The organism is uncultured Paracoccus sp., from assembly GCF_947496875.1.
In the GTDB taxonomy this organism is placed as follows: Bacteria; Pseudomonadota; Alphaproteobacteria; order Rhodobacterales; family Rhodobacteraceae; genus Paracoccus.
Genome location: NZ_CANMEH010000075.1, coordinates 1 through 804, shown reverse-complemented (window position 1 = coordinate 804; position 804 = coordinate 1). Strand labels below are relative to the sequence as shown.

At 68.8% G+C, this 804-nt stretch carries 1 pseudogene; it reads right to left on the bottom strand.

Annotation, left to right across the window (positions count from 1 at the left end):
* Positions 1-771, bottom strand: a pseudogene (locus Q0938_RS19165) (hypothetical protein); the annotation flags it as partial.
* Positions 772-804 lie beyond the last annotated feature (33 nt).

The window sequence follows — 804 nt, the reverse complement described above, 5'->3', positions numbered from 1 at the left end:
CGGGTTCAGGATGACGACCTGCTCGACGAGGCCGAGGGGGTCCTCGATCAGGACAAGGATGCCGTTCATCTCGCTCGCGGTGCGGGCACGATGGCCGGGACCCTGCGGGCGATAGGTCACCTCTGCCGAGGAAGGGGACATTCTGCTATTATAGAGATCTCTATAATAGTCATTTGTCCCCTTCCTCTGGCCGTCCTTTTTCGCGGCCTCGCGGGCCGGCCAGAACTCAGGGAAGCAGGCCGCCATGTCGGCGGAGTTCTCGAGCACGATGCCGGTGAGTGCCATCAGGTCGCGCCGGGTCGGGCGGAGGTCGGACCACGGCACCAGCGCATCGACGGTGACCGGCAGGACAACGTCGGTCAGCAGGTCGATCTCGAGCGGCGTGGCGGCGGTGCGGTTGACCCCGCGACCGCGCCCCATCGCCTGGATCAGCTCGCCTTCGCAGATGCACCAGCGCACGGCTTCGGCGATGGGGTCGGCGTGCCGCTCCATCGCGAGCGGGGAGCTCTGGTCGCCCGCGAGCCGAACCCGGCGCTCGACCATCGAATACCACCAGCCCGCATCCTCCGGGTTCGCCACGGGCATGCGGCCGGTCAGCGCCATGGCATTGAGTTCGACGGTTCGCGGCGCGGGCAGCGTGCGGCCGAGCACGACCATGCCGCCGATCCCGCCCCAGCGGTCGAGCCCGCTCAACGCGTTGAAATGCACCGCCTCCACCCGCGGCGGCAGCCCGGCCGACCTGAGAGCATCGATCGCCGCCTTCTGGCCCACCACCAGCAGATCGATCGCCTGGCCGGGGCGATG